Below are 16,363 nucleotides of genomic sequence, written 5' to 3' on the forward strand. Positions count from 1 at the left end.
GGGTGAAGATCCGCAGCGTGCTGAACACCGCCACCGCGCCCTTCGACCCGGAGGGCTACCTGCGCAGACAGCGCGCCCTGCGCGGTGACCCGGTGATCGTGCGCGTCCCCGGGTCGGGCCGTCTCGTGGTGACCGGCGACCCCGAGGGCGCGCGCGAGCTGTTCGCCGGGCCGGTGGAGCTGTTCGCCACCGCCCGGCCGAACATGGTCGAGCCGCTGCTCGGCCCCGGCTCGCTGATCATGGTCGAGGGCGACCGGCACCGGCACGAGCGGCGGCTGCTCGCGCCGCCGTTCCACGGCAGGCGGATGCGCGCGTACGGGGAGATCATCCAGCGGGTCACGCTCGACCGGCTCGGCCGCCACCGCGCGGGCGAGCCGGTCGACGTCCTGGCGCTCGGGCAGGCGGTCACGCTGGCGGTGATCGTGCGCGCGATCTTCGGCGTCGAGGACAGCGCGCGCGGCGAGCGGTTCGCCTCGGCGACCGCCCGGCTGCTCGCCGGGTACACCCCCGCGCTCGCCATGCCCGCGTTCCGGCACACCGTCGGCCGGTTGGGCCCGGCGGCACGGCTGCGGCGCAGGCTCGCCGAGTTCGACGCGCTGCTCACCGCGGAGATCGACGCGCGGCGTGAGGCAGGCGTCGACGGCCGCGAGGACATCCTGTCCCTGCTGCTGACCGCCCGGTACGAGGACGGCGGCGCGATGTCCGCCAGCGACCTGCTGGACGAGCTGCGCACCATGGTGGTGGCGGGCCACGAGACGACGGCGACCTCGCTGGCCTGGGCGATGTACCACCTGCACCGCGAGCCCGGCGCGGCGCGGCGGCTCCGCGACGAGCTGGCGCCGCTCGGCACGGCGCCCGCGCCGGACGACCTGGCCGCGCTGCCCTACCTCGGCGCGGTGTGCCAGGAGGCGATGCGGCTGCACCCGGTGGTGCCGATGGTGGCCCGCATGCTCACCGCGCCCTGGCGCTTCCGCGGCGTCGACCTCGTCGCCGGGGACACCGCCGCGGTCGCCACCTCGCTGCTGCACCACAACCCCGAGGTGTGGGACGAGCCGTTCGCGTTCCGCCCGGACCGCTTCCTCGACTCCAAGCCGCGCCCGCACGAGTACGCGCCCTTCGGCGGCGGACACCGCCGCTGCATCGGCGCGGCCTTCGGCGAGTACGAGATGCGCGTCGTGCTGGGGACCCTGGTGAGCGCTGGCCGTTTCACGCCGTCCGACCGCGCGCGTCCGGTCCCCCGGGCCCGGCCCCACAGCATCACGCTCGGCCCCAGCCGCCCGCTCACCCTCGTCTACGACGGGCCCGTCTGACCGGGCGAAAACCACCGACGGTGTGAGCCCGATCACCTACCATGGCCCCATGGGGGTCCCACCGACGGAGGGCCGTGCCGGACCTGGGCGGGGTGGTCGGGTGGCGCTGGCGCTCGCGGTGGCGGTCGCCGTCGCGGGCGTCCACTGCGCGGTGCGGGTCGACGACTACGCCTGGATGCTCGACCTCAAGGTGTACCAGGCGGGCGCGGACATCCTGCTGGGACAGGGATCGCTGTACGCCGGTCCGCTGACCGAGGGCGAACTGATGTTCCAGTACCCGCCGTTCGGCGCGGTGGTGTTCATCCCGTTCACGCTCGCGGGCGCGACCGCCGTCGGCGTCGTGTGGAACGTGGTGGGACTGCTTGCCCTGCAATGGGTGCTGCTCCACTGCCTGGACCGGGTCGGGGTGCGCGGGACGAGGGCGTCGGTGTGGGCGGGCCTGCTCGCGGCCGGTTCGCTGGTCCTCGAACCGGTGGAGGCGACGCTGCTCCTGGGCCAGGTCAACCTGGCGGTCATGGCGGTGGCGTTCTGGGAGGTGACGCGGCGGCCGGGGGCGCGCTGGCACGGGGTCGCGCTGGGCGTGATGACCGGGATCAAGCTGGTGCCCGCGGTGTTCGTGGTGTACCTGCTGCTCACCCGGCGCACGCGGGCGGCCGGGGTCGCCACGGCGGTCTTCGCGGCGACCGTCGGCGTCGGTTTCCTGCTGCGGCCGGAGGATTCGTGGACGTACTGGACCAGCCTGACGGGCGCGCCCAAGGCGGAGCGGCCCGAGCAGGTCTACACGAGTTCACTGTGGAGCGTCATGGTGCGCGCCTTCCACGGCACGGACGGGCTTCTGCTGCCGTGGCTCGTCGTCGCGGTCGTGGTGGGCGTGGCAGGCATGGCGATCGCGGTCAGGCTGGGGCGGTCCGGGCCCGGCGGCGGGCGGCGCGACCTGCTCGGCCTGGTGTGCGTGGCGCTCGTCGAGTGCCTGGTGCTGCCGGTCTCCTGGAACCACTACTGGGTCTGGGTCCTGCCGCTGGCGGTGCTCCTGCTCCCGCACGCCCGCGCGTCCTGGGCAGCCGCGGCGGGGCTGGCGCTGGTCGTGGCGGCGTTCGCCCTGCGGGTCTTCGAGTGGGGCATCGATCCCGGCGGCGGGCTCGCGTTCAGCCCGACCCAGGTCCTGCAGACGAGCGTGTACCCGGTCGTCACCGTCGCGGTGCTCGTCACCTTGGCCGTGATCGCGGGTCGACCACCGCCCACGCCGCCGCGGCCAGGGCCACCAGGCCGAACAGCGAGCACAGCAGATAGCCCTCCTGGCCCGTGACGCGGTCGGCGACCAGGCCGCCGGTCAGGGCGCCCAGCGTCGTGCCGAAGCCCATGCCGGTGGACATCCAGGTCATCCCCTCGGTGCGGCCGTCGTCGCCCGCGCGGTCGCTGGCCAGGGAGAAGCCCGCGCTGAGCGCGGGGGACGCGCCGATCCCGGCGCAGAAGCACACCGCGGTGAGCCAGACGAGGCCGTGGTTCGCGGGCAGCAGCAGCCCGAAGGCGGCCATCACCGCCACATTGCCCATGAGCACCCGGGCCGGGGCGAAGGCCGCGATCCGCGCGCCCAGCACCAGCGCGGCCCCGGCGCTGCCCGCGGCCCAGCCCGCCAGCGCGATCCCGGCCTCCACCGGCCGCTCCGCCCGGTCGGCATAGGCGACCAGCAGCACCTCGATGGACCCCAGGTAGGCGCCGAGCCCCAGGAACATCAGCGCCAGCCGGGGCAGGCCCGGCCTGGTGATCACCGCGACGCGGCGGCGCGCCGCCGTCGACCGGCCCCCGGGCGGCGGGGCGGTCGCGCGCTGCATCGCCAGCGCGGTCGCGCCGAACGCCGGGCCCGCCGCCACGACCACCAGCCCGGCGGACGGGTGGACGGCGGCGGCCGCGCTGACCGCCAGCGGCGAGACCACGAACATCGTCTCGTCGACCACCGACTCCAGCAGGAACGCGGTGCGGCGCGCGCCGTCGTCGCGGAGCAGGAACGCCCACCGGGACCGCACCGCGGCGCCGACGTCCGGCGCGGCCAGCCCGACGACCCCGCACAGCGCGATCATCACCACCGGGTGCGCGGCGGCGGCCACCGCGGCCAGCGTCAGCAGGGCCGCGGTCTGGACCAGGGCCGCGGCGGCGAGCACGCGGGCCTGCCCGAGCCGGTCCATCAGCCTGCCGAGCACCGGCGCGGCCAGCGCGGCGAGCACCACGTAGGCCGAGGAGGCCGCGCCCGCGACGGCGTAGGAGCCGGTCGCGCCCGCCACCGCGAGCACGATCGCCACGCCCGCGCCGGTCATCGGGAACCGGGCGACCCCGCCCGCGAGGACCATCGCCGCACGCCTCGGCGAGCGCAGCAGCCCTCGGTAGCCGGGTCGGACGTCGAGCGGGGAACGCAGCGTCATGCCTGCGCGCGGACGGTCGTGGTCGCCACGTAGTGCGCGGTCTCCTCGTGGTTCGTCGACCTGGCCAGCTCGGCGAAGCCGCGCTTGAACCGCAGGCGGGTCCGGTGCGGGCTCGGCGCCGGGGCGTCCCCCAGGCGGCCGAGCCGGGCGGCGCGCGCCAGCGCGGGCACGTCGACCAGGTAGGTCCGCTCCACCGACCAGTGGAGGTCGCCGTCCTCGCCGACCAGCTCGGCGTCGGGCAGGCCGCGGCGCGCCGGGTCGGGCAGCGGACGGGTGTCGAGGTCGTGGCGCAGCACCTCGCGCAGCGGGACGCGCCACGGCGCGGGGACCCTCGGCTCGATCCCCGCCCACCAGCCCATGAGCAGGTCGTCGAACTCGGTGGTGGAGAAGCAGAACTCCAGCGCGGGCGCGAGCGAGTCGGGGTCGGCGACCGAGCCGTCGGCGGCGGCGCGCACCAGCCGCGCGCCCGGGGTCTCCGCGCCGTCGATGTGGTCGGCCACGGACAGGACCAGCGCCGACTGGCCCATGCCGAGCACGGCCCCGGCGACCGGCCACAGCGACCGCAGCACCAGGTTCTCGGCCAGCAGGCGCGCCCAGAACAGGAACCGCTGCATCCGCAGGTTCTCCGCCAGGCTGATCTCCCGCGTGGCGAGCACGTACTCGAAGTCGTCGCGGTCGCCGCGGACGGTGATGAACCCGTGGCGGCCCCGGTCCTCGGTGTAGGCGGTGTTGGGCAACAGCAGCAGCGGGTAGGCCGCGATGCGGGAGACGCGCCGGGCCAGCTCGTCGTAGCCGCGCAGGAAGGACTCCGGGGACTCGCCGGGGGCGCCCCAGATCAGCTCGGCGTAGGTGTCCAGCCCTTCGGCCGCCAGCCAGTCGGCCAGCTCGTGCCAGGAGTTGATCCGCATGTTGCGGCGGTTCATCGCCAGCAGGGTCGCGTCGTCGAGGGTCTGCAGGGCCAGGGTGAAGGAGCTGCGCAGGCCCTCCCGCTTCATCGTGCGGACGATGTCGAAGAAGGTGGCCGACTTGTTCTTGGCCCACGAGGTCTCCAGCGCGCGGGGGTATCCGTACTGCCTGCGCACGCTTATCAGGTCGTCGACGAAATCGGCGTCCTGGCGCAGCATCCCGAAGTTGGCGTCGCAGAGCACGATCGTGTCCGCGCCTGCCTCGGCGAGTGCGGTCAGCTCCGCGCGCAGCCGATCCCGGGAGAACGCGCGCACCTTCTGGCCGACGGCGCCGCCCCAGTAGCAGAACGCGCACCGGTACGGGCAGCCGCGGTTGGTCTCCATCAGGGCGACGTCGTAGCGGAAGCCGCCGTCGTCGTCGCGCAGGGGGATGGCGCCGGTGAGGATGGGCGACGGGAGCTCGTCGAGGTCGTCCCGCCTCGGCCGTTCCGGCGTGGTCACCACTGTGTCGTCCGGGGCGCGGTAGGAGATCCCGGCGATGCCGTGGAATCCCCTGCCCGCCAGGCGCGTCCGCACGATGTCGACGAAGACCGCCTCGCCCTCGCCGTTGACCACGACGTCCACCGCGGGGCACTGGCGGAACACCCGCTCGGCCTGGTGGGCAACGTGGTTGCCGCCGAACACGACAAGCGTGCCCGGCGCTGCCTGTTTCACCGCCTCAGCGACCGCCGAGAACTGCCGGACATTCCACCCCAGCACCGAGAACCCGACGACGTCGGGAACCCCCGAGCGCACCAACTCCACCGCCATCCCCCACGGCGACGCGGTCCCCGGGAAGTTCAGGATCCCGGTGTCGCACCGACCGGCGAGCTCCGGGTCCTGCCGCACCGCCGCCGTCAGGTATCCCGCCGCCAGCGGCATGGACTCCTTCGCCATGTGCCAGACGCCCTGCTGCACCACAACGACCGAGAACGCACCCATTTCGCCTCCCCCTTCGGCGAGCAATGAGCCATCGACGGTAACCGAATAACAAGGCCCCCGATTAGTCCGGTTGGGTATTTCTCCCACGCTCATCCGGAATGGCGGTCCGGTGGATTCCTCAACCATTCCCTTTCGCGCGATTCGTTCGTTTCGCGGCCGGGGGACGCGTCGCACGATCCCCGACGGCTTCGGCGGCGCCTGGGCTGCCCAGGCGCCACGACGAGAATCGGGAAATCTCCGGACCGCCCATGGCGTTACAGGGCGGCTAGGCGCGAGGGGTGAAGCAGACCAGGGTGTTGCCGTCGTCGGCGAGGAGGGACCAGTAGTGGCGGTAGTCCTGGGGGCCAGCGCGGCAGTGGTCGGCGGTGGCGCCTGGGGGTGCTCGGTACACGGCGGCGATCACCAAGACCTGGTTGTACGGGACGGGGACCTCGGTGGCGTTGCAGCCGACCGCGGTGGAGTGGCCGATGGAGTTGATGGCGTTGCCCGACTGTTCGGCGAGCACGCAGTAGTTCGGCACCCAGACGCGATTCAGGCACAGCGTCGTGGTGTTGCCGGTGACGGACGAGTGGTAGGTCCACTCGTCCCGTCCGACGCCGGACGCGCAGGTCGTGTTGGTGGCGGTGACCTGGAAGAGGCCCGCCCACTCGCTCCGGCACGACACGGCGCTCGGCGGGGTGGAGACGTTCCACGCGCGGCCGTCGCGGTGGATCGGCAGGCACGTTCCCTGGGCGACGGCGCGGAACGCGTCCTCGGTCGGGTCGGTCGGTTCCGGGGCCGGTTCCGGCCGGGTCTGCTCGGCTCCGCCGCCGCCCGAACCCTCACCTGAGCCGCCGCCGCCCTCGATCACGATCTCCAGCCCCGGCCCCTCGCCGGCGGCCTCGTCGGTCGGACTGGCCGACACCGACGGATCGGACGACACCGACGGGTCGGACGCGTCGTCGCGGTCGCTGCCCCTCCGCCCGCAGGCAGCCAGGAGCAGGGCGACGAGCAGCCACGCCAGCGGACCCGCCACACGCCTGCCCCGCATCCCCGCCCCTCTCCGCCAGCCCGTCGAGGACATCGATCATGACACAGAGTCCCTGCGCGCCAAGGGAGTTCACCCCTTCCGGTGAGCTCCGGGGACAAACTGGAAACCCCGACAGTGACAGATCTTCAGGAAGAGACGCCGTAGCGGGCGGCGATCGCCGAGGCGCGATCGTGCAGGACGGTGCGCAGCCATTGCGGGGACAGGGCTTCCGCGTCCGTGGCGAGCTGCCACAGCGCCCATTCGGCGTGCCGGGGGTCCTGGAAGGTCACCTCCAGCCGCAGCCAGCCGTCCGCGTCGGATTCCTCGCTGAGGACGGCCAGCGCGGTGCCCGCCACCTCCGCGCGCCGCACCGGATTCACTCGAACGAGGACGGCGAGTTGGTCGTCGCCCGCGCGGAACCGCGCGCTGCGCTCCTGCCACGCGCGATCGAGGTCGACCCCGTCCGGGCGCTGCGCGGGTTCGTCCAGTTCCTCCGCGGCCGACAGCCGGGACAGCCGATACGTGCGGTCCGCGCCGGAACGCGTGGCCAGCAGGTAACCCTGGCCGTGGACGGTGACCAGGCCGATCGGGTCCACCGTGCGCCACTTCGGGGTCTGGCCCACCGCCGCGTACCGGATGCGCAGCCTGCGCCCGGCGAACACCGCGCGCCGGACCTCGGCCACCACGCTCTCGGGCGCCTCGTCGGCGGCCACGCGGCGCGCGAGGAGGTCGGTCTCCGGGTCGATCAGCAGCCGCCGCGCCGCGCCCGCGGCCGTGTCCCGATGGCTCTCCGGCAGTGCGTCTACCACCTTGAGCATGGCCGAGGCGAGCGCCGAGCCGAGGCCGAACGCCTGCGCGCCGCGCCGCGACCCGGCGACGAGCAGGGCGAGCGCCTCGTCGTGGTTCAGCCCGGTGAGCTCGGTCTGGAAACCGGGCAGCAGCGCGAAACCGCCGTGTCGGCCGCGTTCGGCGTAGACCGGGACTCCCGCGGAGGACAGCGCCTCGATGTCGCGCAGCACGGTGCGGGTGGAGACCTCCAGCTCGCGCGCCAGCGTCGCCGCGGACAGCCGACCGCGCTGGCGCAGCAGCAGCACCAGCGACACCAACCGGTCGGCACGCACGCGCAGACCGTACCGGAATACCTGACAGAGGATGTCGTGATTCTCGGGGAGGCTCGTCCCACTGTCGATGAACCGAATGGAGCTGAAGTGGCAGTGGAGCGCACGACGGTCAACCCCTGGAACTGGTCGCTGGAGCTGGGGTACAACCAGGGCGAGGTCGTCGCCGGGCACACCCGGACCCTGTACTGCGCCGGGCAGACCGCGATGAGCGGCGACGGCAAGCCGCAGCACGACGGCGACATGGCCGCGCAGGTGGCGCTGAGCCTGGACAACCTGGAGGCCGTGCTCGGCGCGGCGGGCATGTCCCTGGCGAACCTCGTCCGGCTGAACGTCTACACCACCGACGTCGACCTGCTGTTCCAGCACTACGGCGTGCTGGCCGCGCGGTTGGGCGCGGCCGGGGTGGCGCCGACGACCACGATGCTCGGCGTGACCCGCCTGGCGATCCCCACCCTGCTGGTCGAACTGGAGGGAACCGCCGTCGCCTGACGGACGGCAGGCGGCGCCGACACCTCGATCGTGTCGGCGCCGCCTCCCCCCGCATCCCGGGGTCGCCCCTAGGCTGGGCCTCCCCGTGGCGGACAGGAGGCCGAGGTGACCGAGCCGACCGTGGCCGAGGTGATGGCCGAGCTGGCCGCGCTCGACGACCCGAAGGCCCGTGCCGTGAACGAGAAGCACGGCGACGACCACGGCGTGAACCTCGGCGAGCTGCGCAAGATCGCCAAGCGGCTGAAGACGCGGCAGGAGCTCGCGCTCGGACTCTGGGCGACCGGCGACACCGCCGCACGGCTCCTGGCCGTCCTCGTCGCCCGCCCGAAAGCGTTCGACCGCGACGAGCTGGACAGCATGCTGCGCGAGTCCCGCACGCCCAAGGTGCACGACTGGTTCGTGAACTACGTGGTGAAGAAGAGCCAGCACGCCGAGGCGCTGCGCGTGGCCTGGCTCGCCGACCCCGACCCGGTGGTCGCGAGCGCGGGCTGGGCGCTGACCTCCGACCGCGTGGTCAAGAAGCCCGCGGGCCTCGACCTGCCGGGGCTGCTCGACGTCATCGAGGCGCGGATGGGCGGCGCGCCCGACCGTCTGCAGTGGGCGATGAACCACTGCCTGGCCCAGATCGGGATCGAGCACGCCGAGCACCGCGCCCGCGCTGTCGCCATCGGCGAGCGCCTTCAGGTGCTCAAGGACTACCCGACTCCCCCGAACTGCACGTCGCCGTTCGCTCCCATCTGGATCACGGAGATGGTGCGGCGCAGGCACGCCGAGTAGGCAACGGCCGGAAAGCCGGAAATGTCTGGCTCGCCAGGGGTTCTTCTTGCAGACTGTCCCCAACTTCACGGACGCATCCGTGACTGGGGAAAGGGAAACATGCGCACCACACCCAATCGGCTCTCCGCGAGAGCCCTCGGCGCGATCGTGCTCGCCGCGGCCACCGTGGTCGGCCTCGCGAGCGGCACGGCAGCGGCGGAGCGGGCGCCGCTCGCCAAGGCGCAGCGCGTCGACATGATGTCCGGCATCGCCGCGCACGCAGCGCGGATCGAGGCGCAACTGCCCGACCGGCGCAGCGCGGCCGCGGGGCCGGAGGGCTGCATCACCGGCAAGTACTCGCCCGCGCAGGACGTGCTGCGGCTGCGGTACGCCGGGCAGAACCGGTACACCACGGCCGTCTGCGTCTCCTCCGGGACCTGGTGGAACCACACCGAGCCGCGGGACGACGTGCTCAAGGCCGACGCCGTCGTGCTCGCCCGGGGCGACCAGTTCCCGGACGCGCTGGCGGGCGGCCCGCTGGCCGCCTACGTCAACGGCCCGCTGCTGCTGACCGTGCCGGACCGGCTGCTGCCCGAGGTGCGCGCCGAGATCCAGCGCGTGCTGGCCCCCGGCGGCAAGGTCTTCCTGCTCGGCAGCACCGCGTCGCTGTCGGCGGGCGTCGACTCCGCGATCAAGGGCATGGGCTACCAGACCGAGCGGCTCGCGGGCGCCAACCGGTTCGAGACGGCGATCAAGATCGCCCAGCGGATGCCGTCGACGAACCTGTTCTTCGTCACCACCGGCATGAACTTCCCCGACGCGCTGGCGGCGGGCGCGTTCGCGGCCCAGTACACCTACTACGCGACCCACGCGCCCGATGTCCCGGACCGCAGGCCGATCGCGCTGCTGTTCACCCAGGACACGATCATGCCGAACAGCACCGGGCTGTTCGCCGAGTCCCGCGCGCACGAGCACGACATGACTCTGCTCATGATGACCGCGGGCCGGTCGGCCGACACTGCCGTCAAGGCGACGTTCCCGCCCGTGGTGATCGAGTCCTACGTCGGCGCGAACCGGTTCGAGACCGCTGCGGTCATCGCCAAGCTCTACACCGACCCGAACAGCGGCAAGCTCGTGTCCTGGGGCGTCGGCCTGGCCAACGGCATGAACTTCCCCGACGCGCTCGGCGGAACGGGCCTGCTGATGACCTACGGCGACCCGCTGCTGCTGACCCAGGCCACCAAGCTGGACACGCCGACGCGGCTGTTCCTGCAGCACCACAGGGGACAGATCGTCAATCCCGACAACCAGCCCGACTACCTGCACGTGTTCGGCAGCGCCGCCGTCGTCTCCGGCGCGGTCGCCGACGCGGCGCTGAACGAATTCTCCGGGACCGGCTGACCCCGTCCCGACCGAAGCCGTCCCATGCCGACCGGCGTGGGGCGGCTTCGGCCTGTCCCGCGGCTATCGGTCCTCGGGGCGCGGCTCGGTGTAGAGGACCTCGCGGGCCTGCTCGGCGGCGCGGATGATGCTCTCGCCGACGAAGTCGATGAAGCGGGCGATGTTCTCCAGGCGGGTGGCGGCCGGGGTGGCGGGGCCGAGGATGGCCACGCCCCGGCGCGCGGTCTCGGCGAGCCGCGCGTTGGACTGGGCGGCGGAGATCATCGATTGGTACCAGACGTCGTTGTCGACGACGTAGCGCTCGTGGCGGCGGTCGTCGCGCTCGCGGCGGATGAGGCCCTGGCTCTCCAGGAACGCGACCGCCTTGGAGATGGACGCCCGGCTGACCTGCAGCCGCTGGACGAGCTCGGCCCCGGTGAGGCTGCCGGAGTCGCAGGTGTAGAGGCAGGTCAGCACCGCGGCCATCATCTTGGGCAGGCCCGACTGCATGAGCAGCGTGGTGAACGCCTCCTCGTACTCGCGCACGGCGTCGGGGTCGCGCCCGTGGGCGGGCGGGGGCGCCTGCGTGCCGCGCGGCGCGGCCTGCCTGCGGCGGTGCGCGCGGCGCTCGGTGGCGCGGTGCGCCAGGTCCGCGCGGTAGCCGGTGGGGCCGCCGTTGCGCATCACCTCGCGGGTGACCGTCGAGGTGGGCCGGTCGAGCCTGCGCGCGATCTCGGCGTAGGCGAGGCCGTCGGCCAGCCCCGCCGCGATCTGCTGGCGTTCCTGCTGGGTGAGCCTGCCTCCCGGCACCGCGATCCTCCTTGCTCCCGTGACGCTCCCAGCATAGCGTTCACTTCACGTCCATTGCAACGGACCCGCGTCTTCCGTTGCGTTAAATTCAGAGCAGTTGCAACGATCTTGCCGGTTCTACCTGCGAAAACACGGATTCACTGCAACAAGTTCGTTGCGCACTTCGTGAACGCAACGTAGCGTTTCCAGTGTCAGAAACACCGAGCACAGGAGACCGCGATGCCCACCTTCGCCACCCCCGCCCCGATCGCCGCCGTCCTCGACATCCCCGCCGGGCACGTCCGGTTCATCGCCGCCGACCGCTCCGACACCGCGGTCGAGGTCCGGCCGGTGGACGCGGGCAAGAGCCGCGACGTGAAGGTCGCCGAGCAGACCGCGGTCGAGTACGCCGACGGCGTCCTGCGGATCACCGCGTCGGCGCGCAACCAGCTCCTCGGCGCCTCCGGGTCCATCGAGGTCACGGTCCAGCTGCCCACCGGCTCCCGGGTCGACGCCAAGGCGGCCAGCGCCGAACTCCGCGGCGTCGGCAGGCTCGGCGACGTCGCCTACGAGGGCGCGCACGGCGGGGTCAAGCTCGACGAGGCCGCGAGCGTCCGCCTCACCACCCACGCGGGCGACGTCTCCGTCGGCCGCCTCACCGGCCCGGCGGAGATCAGCACCGGGAAGGGCGACATCAGCATCACCGAGGCCACGGCGGGCGCCGTCGTGCTGCGCACCCAGGCGGGCAACGTGTCCGTCGGCGCCGCCGCAGGCGTGTCCGCCGCCCTCGACGCGGGCACGGGCCACGGCCGCGTCACCAACGCCCTGCGCAACACCGGCGCGGCCGAGCTGACCATCCACGCGACCACCGCCTACGGCGACATCGACGCCCACAGCCTCTGACCACTCGAAGGACCGACAGTGAGCACAACACAGGATTACCAGGCCGCGGAGCAGCTGCTCCGCCGACCGGCCCGCCCCGGCGAACTCGTCGTCGGCGACCGGGTCCGTCCTCAGTGGATCGACGGCGGCGCCCGCTTCCACTACGCGGTGAGCACCGGATCGGGCAAGCGGTTCGTGCTGGTCGACCCGGCGGCGGGCGCCCGCGAGCCCGCGTTCGACCACCCCCGCCTCGCCGCCGCGCTGTCCGCCGCCTCCGGACACCCGGTCGACCCGGACGCGATGCCGTTCGCGGCCATCGGCCTGACCGGGACCGCCGTGGAGTTCGTCGCGTTCGGCGAGTTCTGGCGCTGCGCGCTGGACACCTACGTCTGCGAGCGCGCCGAGTTCACGCCGCCGGGCAACCCGCTGGAGGTGCCGTCGCCGGACGGGAAGACCGCGGTGTCCCTGCGCGGGCACGACCTCTGGGCGCGCTCGCGGTCCGACGGTCGCGAGTGGGCGCTGACCACCGACGGCGGACCCGACCACGGGTACGGGCTCGGCCCGGCCAGCACGGGCAACGCCGCCCTGCTGCGCAAGATCGGCCTGCCCCATCTCCCGCCCGCGGCGGTGTGGTCGCCCGACTCGACCAGGGTGCTGGCGCACCGGACCGACGAGCGCGCCGTCCGGCTCGCCCACCTCGTGGAGGCCAGGCCCGCAGACGGCGGCGCGCCCCGCACGCACATGCAGCGGTTCGCCCATCCCGGGGACGAGTCCGTGCCGCTGGCCGAGCTGGTCGTGCTGGATGTCGCCGAGGGCACGGTGGTCCGCGCGCAGGCCGAGCCGCTGCTCATGACGCGGCTGTCGCCGATCACGGCCAAGTGGGCGTGGTGGGCCGAGGACGGCTCGGCGGTGTACTACCTCAGCCAGCCCCGCGACCTGCGCACGCTCACCCTGCACCGGATGGACCCGGCGACGGGCGAGGTCACCACCGTGGTCAGCGAGACCGGGCCAACCCGGGTGGAGCCCAACCAGTGGCTGTTCGAGCCGCCGATCGTGCGGGTGCTGGCCGACGAGGTGCTGTGGTACTCGCAGCGGGACGGCTGGGGTCACCTGTACCGGTACGACCTGCGGTCGGGCGAGCTGCTGGGGCAGGTCACCTCGGGGCCGTGGGCGGTGCGGCAGATCGTGCGCGTCGACGAGGCATCACGGGTGGTGTACTTCATCGCGTCCGGGCTCGTCGCGGAGGACCCGTACCGGCGCACGCTGTGCCGGATCGGCCTGGACGGCAGCGGGTTCGCCAAGGTCACCGACGACGAACTGGACCACGTCGTCACCGTCTCGGAGAACCAGGAGTGCTTCATCGACTCGGCGTCTGCAGTGGACATTCCGCCGGTCACGGCGGTCCGTGACTGGTCCGGGCGGGTGCTGGTCGAGTTGGAGCGCGCGGACGTCAGCAAGCTCGTCGCCACGGGGTGGACGCCGCCGGAGCGGTTCCGCGTCAAGGCCGCCGACGGGGTCACCGACATCCACGGGGTGCTGTACCGGCCGCGCGGGTTCGACCCCGAGCGGCGGTACCCCGTGGTGGACACCCTCTACCCGGGCCCGCAGGTCAACCGGGTCTCCCCCGCCTTCGACCCGGGCGGCATGGGCCTGGACGCCGAACCCCTCGCCGCGCTCGGCTTCGTGGTGGTCGCGGTGGACGGGCGCGGCACGCCGGGGCGGGACAAGGCCTTCCACGACGCGGCCTCGCTGGCCGACGCGGGGTCCCTGGCCGACCACGTCGCGGCGCTGCGGCAGCTGGCCGAGACCCGGCCGTGGATGGACCTGGACCGGGTGGGCGCGTTCGGCCACTCCGGGGGCGGGTTCGCCACCGTGCGGGCGATGCTGGACTTCCCCGACGTCTACCGGGTGGGGGTCGCGCTCTCCGGCTCGCACGACGCCCGCTGCTTCAACCCGGGCTTCGTGGAGACCTACGACGGCGCGGACAACCCGGACGCGTGGGCGCGGGCGTCCAACGTGGACATCGCCGACCGGTTGACGGGCAGGCTGCTGCTCGTCCACGGCGGGCTGGACGACCAGGTCCACCCGGACCAGACGCTGCGCCTCGTCGACCGGCTCATCGCCGCGGACAAGGACTTCGAGCTGCTCATCGTGCCGGGGGCCGAGCACACGTTCATCGACTGCCTCGCGTACGTCCGCAAGCGCTGCTGGGACTTCCTGGTGCGCGAGCTGATGGGCGTCCGGCCGCCTGCCTACCGGCCCGCGCCCATCCCCATCGACGCCGAGCTGCTCGGCGAGATGTTCGCCTGATCCACCGCCGAATCCGGGGGATCGTCTAGGTTGGCGCGATGAGCATCCTCATGGATGACACGCTCGCGGGCCTGCTGGACGGGCCCCGCGCCCGGGGCGCGTTCCTGCTGCGGTCGATCCTCACCCCGCCGTGGTCGCTGCGGATCGAGGACCGCGCGCCGCTGTCGCTGGTCACCATGGTGCGGGGCCGGGCGTGGATCACCTCGGCGGAGGGCGACCCGGTGGCGGTGGAGCCCGGCGAGATCGCCATCGTGCGCGGCCCGACCCCGTACACCGTCGCCGACGAGCCGGACACCCCGGTTCAGGTGACTGTCGGGCCCGGACAGGTCTGCACCACAGTGGAGGGTGTCGACGTCGGCGAGTCCCGCCTGCTGGGGGTGCGCACCTGGGGCCCGGACCCGGGTGGCTCGACGGTGATGCTGAGCGGCACGTACCAGTTGCAGCGCGAGGTCGGCCAGCGCCTCATCGGCGCGCTGCCGCCGGTGCTCGTGCGGCCCGTCGACGCCGAGGACGCGGCGCTGGTGTCCCTGCTGGAGGCCGAGGTCGGCAAGGACAAGCCTGGCCAGGAACTGGTGCTCGACCGGCTCCTCGACCTGGTGCTGGTGAGCGTGCTGCGGGCGTGGCTGGCCAGCCCGGGCACGGGGTCGCCCGGCTGGTACCGGGCCCAGCACGACCCCGTGGTCGGCGAGGCGCTGCGCCTGCTCCACGCCGACCCGGCCGAGGCGTGGACGGTGGCGACCCTGGCGGCCCGGTGCCGGGTGTCCAGGGCCGCGCTGGCCCGCCGCTTCACCGCGCTGGTCGGCGAACCCCCGATGAACTACCTGACGTCCCTGCGCCTGGCACTGGCGGCCGACCTGCTCCGCGAGACCGACGCCACCCTCGGTTCCGCGGCCAGGCAGGTCGGCTACAGCAGCGCTTTCGCCCTCAGCTCAGCCTTCAAACGCGTCCGGGGCATGTCACCCAGGGAGTACCTGCGCCAGGCCGTGCCCGCCCGCTGACCGGGACCAGACGCCGACAGCGGCGACCTCCCCACCCGCAGACCGCGGAGTCCTTCGCGCCAGAACACCGAAGATGACCCTCGGCACCCGGAGCCCTCACCCAGACCGGGACCAGACGCCGGTGGCGGCGGTTTCCCTGGCGTAGTCGGTGAAGTCCTTGGGGGCGCGGCCCAGCGCGCGCTGGACGCCGTCGGCGGGGTGGGCGTTGCGGCCGTCGAGGATGAGGGTGAACAACTCGCCGAAGTCCTCGGGCAGGCCGTGCTCGCGGAGGACGGCGGCGAACTGGGCGGCGGTGAGCGGGGTGTAGCCGATCTCGCGGCCGGTCGCCGCGGACAGTTCGGCCGCCACCTCGGCGAAACCGAGGGCGCGCGGGCCGGTCAGCTCGTAGACCTCGCCGTCGTGGCCGGGTTCGGTCAGGGCCGCGACGACCACGTCGGCGATGTCGTCGGCGTCGACGAAGGGCTCCACCGCGTCCCCAGCGGGCAGCGCGATCCGCCCGTCCAGCACCGAATCGACCAGGAACGCCTCGGAGAAGTTCTGGTTGAACCAGCTGCACCGCACGACCGACCACGCCGCGCCGCTGTCGCGCACCACGCCCTCGGCCCGCTCCGCCGCCTCCTCGCCCCGGCCGGACAGCAGGACCAGCCGCTCCACCCCCGCCTTCACGGCGACCTCGCTGAACTCCGCGATCGCCTCCACAGCCCCGGGGAAGGCCAGATCGGGGTAATACGTCAGATACGCCGACCGCACCCCGTCCACCGCCGCGCCCCAGGTCCCCGGGTACGCCCAGTCGAACGCGGGCGCCCCCGACCGCGACCCGATCCGCACCGCCCTCCCCCGCGCCGCCAACCGCCCCGCGACCCGCCGCCCGGTCTTGCCCGTGCCCCCGACGACCAGGATCGGGTTCTCCACCTGCATGTCGTTACCCATGCACCCAGTACAGCGGCGCGAGAGCGAGACGACCATAGCCAAGGATCTCGCCGACATACGCGTTCGTCTCACCCTTCATACGCGCT

At 73.3% G+C, this 16,363-nt stretch carries 14 protein-coding genes; 8 read left to right on the plus strand and 6 right to left on the minus strand.

Going from position 1 to position 16,363, the window contains the following annotated elements:
- Positions 1-2: 2 nt before the first annotated feature.
- Together IEY98_RS15895 and IEY98_RS15900 are read left to right on the plus strand one after the other, a co-directional pair.
- Positions 3-1,310: a cytochrome P450 gene (locus IEY98_RS15895; protein WP_189211196.1), complete on the plus strand. Its 1,308-nt coding sequence runs from the start codon at positions 3-5 to the stop codon at positions 1,308-1,310.
- Positions 1,311-1,410: 100 nt separating this feature from the next.
- Positions 1,411-2,616, plus strand: a complete 1,206-nt coding sequence (locus tag IEY98_RS15900; protein WP_189211197.1) for a glycosyltransferase 87 family protein — start codon at positions 1,411-1,413, stop codon at positions 2,614-2,616.
- Here IEY98_RS15900 and IEY98_RS15905 read toward each other — a convergent pair.
- From IEY98_RS15905 to IEY98_RS15920, 4 genes are all read right to left on the minus strand, one after another.
- The gene (locus IEY98_RS15905; RefSeq protein WP_189211198.1) at positions 2,516-3,727 is read right to left on the minus strand and encodes an MFS transporter; all 1,212 of its coding nucleotides are present in this window, start codon (positions 3,725-3,727) and stop codon (positions 2,516-2,518) included. The two genes, IEY98_RS15900 and IEY98_RS15905, sit on opposite strands and share 101 nt — an antisense overlap.
- The gene (locus IEY98_RS15910; RefSeq protein ID WP_189211199.1) at positions 3,724-5,613 is read right to left on the minus strand and encodes a KedN5 family methylcobalamin-dependent radical SAM C-methyltransferase; all 1,890 of its coding nucleotides are present in this window, start codon (positions 5,611-5,613) and stop codon (positions 3,724-3,726) included. Before IEY98_RS15910 ends, IEY98_RS15905 begins: the two co-directional genes overlap by 4 nt.
- Positions 5,614-5,878: 265 nt before the next feature.
- Entirely contained in the window at positions 5,879-6,643 is a 765-nt protein-coding gene (locus IEY98_RS32650) for a hypothetical protein (protein ID WP_229786947.1), read from the minus strand.
- A gap of 125 nt (positions 6,644-6,768) precedes the next feature.
- Complete coding sequence (locus IEY98_RS15920; protein WP_189211200.1) at positions 6,769-7,743, minus strand: helix-turn-helix transcriptional regulator; 975 nt, start codon at positions 7,741-7,743, stop codon at positions 6,769-6,771.
- A 93-nt stretch (positions 7,744-7,836) separates the two neighbouring features.
- Here IEY98_RS15920 and IEY98_RS15925 point away from each other — a divergent pair, with 93 nt between their 5' ends.
- The 3 genes from IEY98_RS15925 to IEY98_RS15935 all read left to right on the plus strand — a co-directional run bounded on the left by IEY98_RS15925 (position 7,837) and on the right by IEY98_RS15935 (position 10,389).
- Complete coding sequence (locus IEY98_RS15925) at positions 7,837-8,232, plus strand: RidA family protein (RefSeq protein WP_189211824.1); 396 nt, start codon at positions 7,837-7,839, stop codon at positions 8,230-8,232.
- A gap of 105 nt (positions 8,233-8,337) precedes the next feature.
- A complete protein-coding gene (locus IEY98_RS15930) occupies positions 8,338-9,009 on the plus strand; it encodes a DNA alkylation repair protein (RefSeq protein WP_189211201.1) in 672 nt (223 codons plus the stop codon).
- A gap of 99 nt (positions 9,010-9,108) precedes the next feature.
- On the plus strand, positions 9,109-10,389 hold the full coding sequence (locus IEY98_RS15935) for a cell wall-binding repeat-containing protein (RefSeq protein WP_189211202.1): 1,281 nt from the start codon (positions 9,109-9,111) through the stop codon (positions 10,387-10,389).
- A 63-nt stretch (positions 10,390-10,452) separates the two neighbouring features.
- On the opposite strand, the gene IEY98_RS15940 is transcribed toward IEY98_RS15935, so the two are convergent.
- Positions 10,453-11,178 (minus strand): helix-turn-helix domain-containing protein, encoded by a 726-nt coding sequence (locus IEY98_RS15940; RefSeq protein ID WP_189211203.1) that lies wholly within the window; start codon positions 11,176-11,178, stop codon positions 10,453-10,455.
- Positions 11,179-11,397: 219 nt separating this feature from the next.
- Here IEY98_RS15940 and IEY98_RS15945 point away from each other — a divergent pair, with 219 nt between their 5' ends.
- The 3 genes from IEY98_RS15945 to IEY98_RS15955 are packed head-to-tail and all read left to right on the plus strand — an operon-like array spanning position 11,398 to position 15,347.
- Complete coding sequence (locus IEY98_RS15945; protein WP_189211204.1) at positions 11,398-12,060, plus strand: DUF4097 family beta strand repeat-containing protein; 663 nt, start codon at positions 11,398-11,400, stop codon at positions 12,058-12,060.
- Between the two features lie 18 nt (positions 12,061-12,078).
- Positions 12,079-14,349, plus strand: a complete 2,271-nt coding sequence (locus IEY98_RS15950) for a S9 family peptidase (protein ID WP_189211205.1) — start codon at positions 12,079-12,081, stop codon at positions 14,347-14,349.
- A 38-nt stretch (positions 14,350-14,387) separates the two neighbouring features.
- A complete protein-coding gene (locus IEY98_RS15955) occupies positions 14,388-15,347 on the plus strand; it encodes an AraC family transcriptional regulator (protein WP_189211206.1) in 960 nt (319 codons plus the stop codon).
- Positions 15,348-15,443: 96 nt separating this feature from the next.
- Here the strand turns inward: IEY98_RS15955 and IEY98_RS15960 are convergent, their stop codons facing one another.
- On the minus strand, positions 15,444-16,277 hold the full coding sequence (locus IEY98_RS15960; protein ID WP_229786948.1) for a Rossmann-fold NAD(P)-binding domain-containing protein: 834 nt from the start codon (positions 16,275-16,277) through the stop codon (positions 15,444-15,446).
- Positions 16,278-16,363 lie beyond the last annotated feature (86 nt).

Source organism: Actinokineospora fastidiosa, assembly GCF_014648415.1.
GTDB classification, from domain to species: domain Bacteria; phylum Actinomycetota; class Actinomycetes; order Mycobacteriales; family Pseudonocardiaceae; genus Actinokineospora; species Actinokineospora fastidiosa.

Coding starts and splice junctions, on each gene's coding strand:
- IEY98_RS15905 (WP_189211198.1), bottom strand. CDS start 3,727: ATGACGCTGCGTTCCCCGCTCGACGTCCGACCCGGCTACCGAGGGCTG.
- IEY98_RS15910 (WP_189211199.1), bottom strand. CDS start 5,613: ATGGGTGCGTTCTCGGTCGTTGTGGTGCAGCAGGGCGTCTGGCACATG.
- IEY98_RS32650 (WP_229786947.1), bottom strand. CDS start 6,643: ATGCGGGGCAGGCGTGTGGCGGGTCCGCTGGCGTGGCTGCTCGTCGCC.
- IEY98_RS15935 (WP_189211202.1), top strand. CDS start 9,109: ATGCGCACCACACCCAATCGGCTCTCCGCGAGAGCCCTCGGCGCGATC.
- IEY98_RS15945 (WP_189211204.1), top strand. CDS start 11,398: ATGCCCACCTTCGCCACCCCCGCCCCGATCGCCGCCGTCCTCGACATC.
- IEY98_RS15955 (WP_189211206.1), top strand. CDS start 14,388: ATGAGCATCCTCATGGATGACACGCTCGCGGGCCTGCTGGACGGGCCC.
- IEY98_RS15960 (WP_229786948.1), bottom strand. CDS start 16,277: ATGGGTAACGACATGCAGGTGGAGAACCCGATCCTGGTCGTCGGGGGC.